Genomic DNA, 5291 nt, shown 5'->3' on the forward strand with positions numbered 1-5291 from the left:
TCCAGATCAAGGATTGTGCGACGGGTATCATCGTCGGCTGTCGCCACAGTACTCTCACCGGGCGCTCGCGACCGAAATACCAAGCCTCTTCACGAACCACGCCCCGAGCGACCCATACAAATCATCTAAACGCAAAGCCTCGACATGCGCTACTCTTCCTTCCCGATCCCGCCCGACATTTAAAAGGCCTTTTCAGGCGGAACATCAAAGCATCAAGGCGGAGCTTCGGTGACTTCCAAGAAGCCTGCTGGTAATCCCAACACATTCCTGACAATCGCCACCCATGGGAACCGGACCTGCCCCCAGCTCTACTGCTGCACAGAGGTACTTCGAAACCTCCAGCGTCGTCACGTCGCTTGCATGCCGACGCGTCATGATGAATACGCAGAACCTACATGACTTCTAAAATTTGCGGGCAAATGCCGATACTACGACGTTTGGTAGTTGACGGCATTCGGCCTGCTGCCCATTTTCGGAGACGGTAAGGTGTTTGACGGAACTAGAGAGCGTAAATGCAGACGCCGGTCGGTTGTTGGAACGAAGTCCGGCAGCTGGCGGCCCTCGCCGATCCGCGGTGTGCCTATCCGAAACGGCGTAATCGACCAATTGACCAAGTCGGCGGCACGCTGAAGCGGCCCCAGACCGCGAAAGGTCGGATGAAGCAGCGATGAGATACCAGATCACGTTTCGGTAGCCGCCATTCCTGACGATCGGCATCTTAGGTTCGACATAGAATTTGACCTCAATTCTACCTCGCCCAGCAGCTGCTTGTTTGTCGGAGCCCAACCAATTGGGCCTCATCGCGATCAGGAAGTAGAACCCAAGCGGTTGCCGTACCGCGCTCCGACCCGTGATAGGCATAAGCAGTACCCGCGCGCGCGTGAACCGACGCGCCATTAAACCCGATCAGCAGGGCCTCGGTCGATCGCACAGAAGATGCTGACGTTGCCCTCGCAGGAAGGTTCGGCGACAACCGCGCCCCTGATCCACTCGCCGACATTTTTGACTCTCGAATCGTGCCGTGCCTAAAAGCGGCACGCAGCATCCAGTCCGCCCGAAGAGATACCTGCGACGCCCTCCGGAAACTGGGCAATGGCAATTTCGCCGCACGATCGAGCGACGCGTCCACCGGCGTGCCGTCCGCGGCGACAAGCGTGAGTCACCTTCCCGCAAGCGCACGAGCCTAGCCGTCTCGGCCTGTCGGATATCACCGGTCGAACGCGCCGGACTCCAGGATTGCCGTCAGGCGGACATCGCTTACACGAGCTCTCCGTTTGCCTCACGTCATTCGGTGGCTTCCCCTGCGCGAGGTGTTCTACAGTGTGCCTTCATGGCTGATCGGTCTCCGCCGCAGGGCGAGGCTCTTCGAAGATCGGCTCGATGTCGACATCGCGGGCGCACGGTTCCTGACCCTGCCCCGCCGTCGGACCTCTCAACCGGTTAAGCACGACCAGGTTATCAGCTCTAAACGAAGGGGGCATGGACGCGTATTCCCAACCTACACTGGACAGTCCGCGTGTTCCCCCGGTCGTCGGCTGCCGTCAATAAGGATCCTCCCACACTTCGCGACTAATCTGCCGGATTTACGCGACATTGACGGAAATATGCGGAATTCCTGCGGGGGGAAAGGATCTTTCCCGCAAACAGCCCATGCGCCGCTGCTACCTTCTGTAACGGTTCGGCTGTTCATCGCAATAGCACCTCGGCACCAGGTCTGCAGGTTGCCAATTCGCAATAGATCGCCCCATGTACAAGGAGATTGCCACTTATGGACAAAAAATTTTCACCTTCGAGTGACGCAAGCATCGCGATATTCGAGCGCCTCGAGTCTGAGGTACGTGGCTACATCCGCTCATTTCCAATCCTCTTCGATCGCGCCGTTGGCACTACCCTTATTAGTGCAGACGGTCGTGAATATCTTGATTTTTTCGCCGGAGCAGGCGCCCTTAATTACGGACACAATAACCCCGCCTTCAAGAGGCCGTTGCTGGACTATATTGAGCGCGACGGGATCGTGCATGGGCTTGACCTCGCCACGAGTGCCAAGAAGGCGTTTATCGAGGCGTTCGAGCGGTATATTCTGAAGCCGCGTGGTCTGACTTACAAATTGCAGTTCACTGGCCCCACAGGTACGAACGCCGTCGAGGCGGCACTGAAGCTGGCGCGCCTGGTGACCGGCAAGTCGAATATCGTCGCATTTACCAATGCGTTCCACGGCGTTAGCGCTGGATCATTGGCTGCGACTGGGAACAAGAAGTACCGGAATGCCGCAGGTTACCCTGTCGCGCATGTGACATTTTTGCCCTACGATGGCTATCTTGGCCCTTCCGTTGACACTCTCGATTACTTTGAAAAGCTGCTGAACGATCCGAGTAGCGGTCTCGATAAGCCTGCCGCGGTGATTTTGGAGGCGGTTCAGGGGGAAGGGGGCATCAATCCCGCAAGCTTCAGATGGCTACAAAGGCTGCGTGACCTCACCGCGAAACGTGGGATCCTGATGATCCTCGATGACATCCAGGCGGGTGTCGGCCGCACGGGAAAATTCTTCAGTTTTGAAGCTGCTGAGATCGTTCCTGACATCGTCACTCTGTCAAAGTCATTGTCGGCAATCGGAACGCCGATGTCGCTTGTTCTTTTAAAGCCTGACCTGGATATTTGGTCGCCTGGCGCACACAGCGGCACTTTCAGAGGCAACAACCTTGCTTTCGTTACGGCACGGGTGGCTCTTGAGACCTACTGGGCCGACTCCAAATTCGAGGAGGAAATCGCACGCAAGTCGGCGATCTTGGCGGAGGAACTCAAGTCAATCGCAAAGGACTTCCCCAGCCTTGGCATGACTGTACGGGGCCGCGGATTTATGTACGGTCTTGTACCACAAAAGGACCATTCATTGGCGGTCCAAATCGCCAGGGAAGCTCTTCGTCGCGGCTTGGTCATCGAGACTTGTGGCGGGCGGAGCGAGGTGCTCAAGTTCCTTGTTGCTCTCACCATTACCGAGGCTGACCTGCGCCGTGGTTTGTCAATCGTTCGCGACAGCATTGGCGCGGTAAAGGACAGCATTGAGAAAAATCCCGCCGAAACGACCGCCGACCTCGAGGTCGACGCGTAACGCCGCGTCCTACAGATGGACATTGAGTCCATTTGAGCATCAAACAATGTGGCACGAGGAATGGTGATGAAAGCGACGACCGACGGAACGATCGGCCTGATGGAGGGCGATCACGTCAATATCTATGTCAACGGGAAGCTTCGGCCGGCGCACGCGTCGGCCCGGATCCCGGTCGTGAACCCGGCGGATGAGCGGGAATTTGCGACAATACCCGATGGCGATAGGGACGACGTTTCTGCTGCGGTGGACGCCGCGCGGGAGGCGTTCAGGAACTCCGGTTGGCCGCAATTGCCGCCATCGGAGCGAGCCGACTATTTGCGCAGGCTTGCCGCTGCAATCGACGATCGCGCCGAGCAACTCGGTGCAGTTGTCACTGCGCAGATCGGCATGCCGCTAGCAGCTTCGGTGCAGTCGAATGGCGACGGCACATCGAAATACTATCGTTATTACGCGGAACTCGCTGATCAGCTCGAGGTCGAATCCGAGCGTATCGGACATGGTTTGCGTACAATTATTCGGAGAGAACCGGTAGGTGTTGCTGCATTGATTGTGCCGTGGAATGGACCCCAAGGAGCAATAGCGTGGAAGCTTGCACCGGCTCTGGCTGCAGGATGCACGACAATTATCAAGCCGCCACCAGAGGCCTCACTGGACTCGTACCTGCTTGCAGAAGCCGTGGACGCGGCAGGCATTCCGCCGGGTGTTGTGAACATCGTGTTCGGCGGGCGCGATACGGGAGCGTTGCTTGCTTCCCATCCGGGGGTTGATAAGGTCTCGTTCACGGGGTCGACACAGGCAGGGCGCCAGGTTGCACGAGCCTGTGCCGATCGCTTCGCCCGTTTCACACTCGAGCTTGGCGGTAAGTCTGCGGCACTGCTGCTACAGGACGCCGATCTCGACACGTTTCTTCCGCTGGTTGCGCCTGCGTGCGTACCGTTCGGCGGTCAGATCTGTCACGCCCTGACTCGGGTGCTTGCTCCACGCGCGCGCTACGATGAAGTGATCGACGGAATTGCAAGTAAGATGGCAGGTCTCGTGGTGGGCCACCCGCTCGATCCTGCGACGCAGGTGGGACCGCTGGTGGCTAAGCGGCAGCGCGATCGTGTGGCAGAGTACATAGGTTCTGGACGAGCCCAGGGTGCAAAGGTCGTGACCGGTGGTGGCAGGCCGGACGGCCTTGACGTCGGCTACTACATCCAGCCGACGGTTTTCCGCGACGTGGACAGCTCGATGCGAATCGCCCAGGAGGAGATCTTCGGTCCAGTTGTGTCAGTGATCCCGTACGCGAACGAGGACGAAGCGCTCGCGATATGCAACGGTACGGCATATGGCCTTGGGGGAGCGGTGTTCACGTCCGACCCAGAGCGAGGCATGGCGATTGCGCGCAGGATGGAGGCCGGCGTCGTCGGGATCAACCGTTACACACTTCACATCGACGCGCCATTCGGCGGTGTCAAAGGAAGCGGCCTTGGCCGCGAGCTTGGGCCAGAGGGGTTGGCGGCCTTTCTTGAGACCAAATCGATTTTTCCGCCACAACAATAGGATTCATCGCAGGTCGAAAATAATTGCTTTACACAACAGTGCTGACCGTGCCCTGCAATGCTCGTGATGCGTTCAGTCCGCCGGATGGATCCGGTACCATATTAGCGAGAGCATGTTGGAATGACGACTGATGCTTCTCGGGCTCCCATCGGGGGCCATGTAATGGAGAATAGGCGTCGCACGCGAACCAACATCCAGATCAGCGAAGGTTATCCGGCTTCGCACTCGACGCATTACAAAACTGGCCCACAAGGATCAGCGGCGGCAGAAAAGAGTTCAGTCTCATCATCCGGCCGCGTCAATCGGGAGCGGCGATTAACATTGGGGCAATGCACAGGCGGGGGATCCACCTCTCGAGGCGCAGCACGTATTTCGGTATGCGTAGATAACGAACAGTCCCAACGGTAGCGATTGCGACGATAGTTGTTGCAGCCACCGAACCGCTTAGATGGCGCGCGGAGACACACTGGAGCTTAGTAAGCTGCCACGACCTAACGAAGAGCCTGGTCCACGAACGGCTTGGCCGAGGGCATGGGTTTCTCAGGGTTACCGAAGAAAGCTCGCAAATGTGCGATTGCGAAGCGATGACGCAGGTTTCCTGCAAATAGCGCGGATTTTCCGCGCAGTTCGCCTGTTTAAC

Annotated in this window: 2 protein-coding genes; both read left to right on the plus strand. The window is 58.0% G+C overall.

Annotation, left to right across the window (positions count from 1 at the left end):
- The first annotated feature begins 1768 nt into the window (after positions 1-1768).
- Positions 1769-3109: a diaminobutyrate--2-oxoglutarate transaminase gene (gene ectB / locus EOA60_RS17290; protein ID WP_127335893.1), complete on the plus strand. Its 1341-nt coding sequence runs from the start codon at positions 1769-1771 to the stop codon at positions 3107-3109.
- A gap of 66 nt (positions 3110-3175) precedes the next feature.
- Positions 3176-4651, plus strand: coding sequence for an aldehyde dehydrogenase (locus EOA60_RS17295; protein ID WP_245479280.1), 1476 nt, complete (start codon positions 3176-3178; stop codon positions 4649-4651).
- Positions 4652-5291 lie beyond the last annotated feature (640 nt).

It is taken from the genome of Mesorhizobium sp. M1A.F.Ca.IN.020.06.1.1 (genome assembly GCF_004023265.1).
In the GTDB taxonomy this organism is placed as follows: Bacteria; Pseudomonadota; Alphaproteobacteria; order Rhizobiales; family Rhizobiaceae; genus Mesorhizobium.

Coding starts and splice junctions, on each gene's coding strand:
- ectB (WP_127335893.1), top strand. CDS start 1,769: ATGGACAAAAAATTTTCACCTTCGAGTGACGCAAGCATCGCGATATTC.
- EOA60_RS17295 (WP_245479280.1), top strand. CDS start 3,176: ATGAAAGCGACGACCGACGGAACGATCGGCCTGATGGAGGGCGATCAC.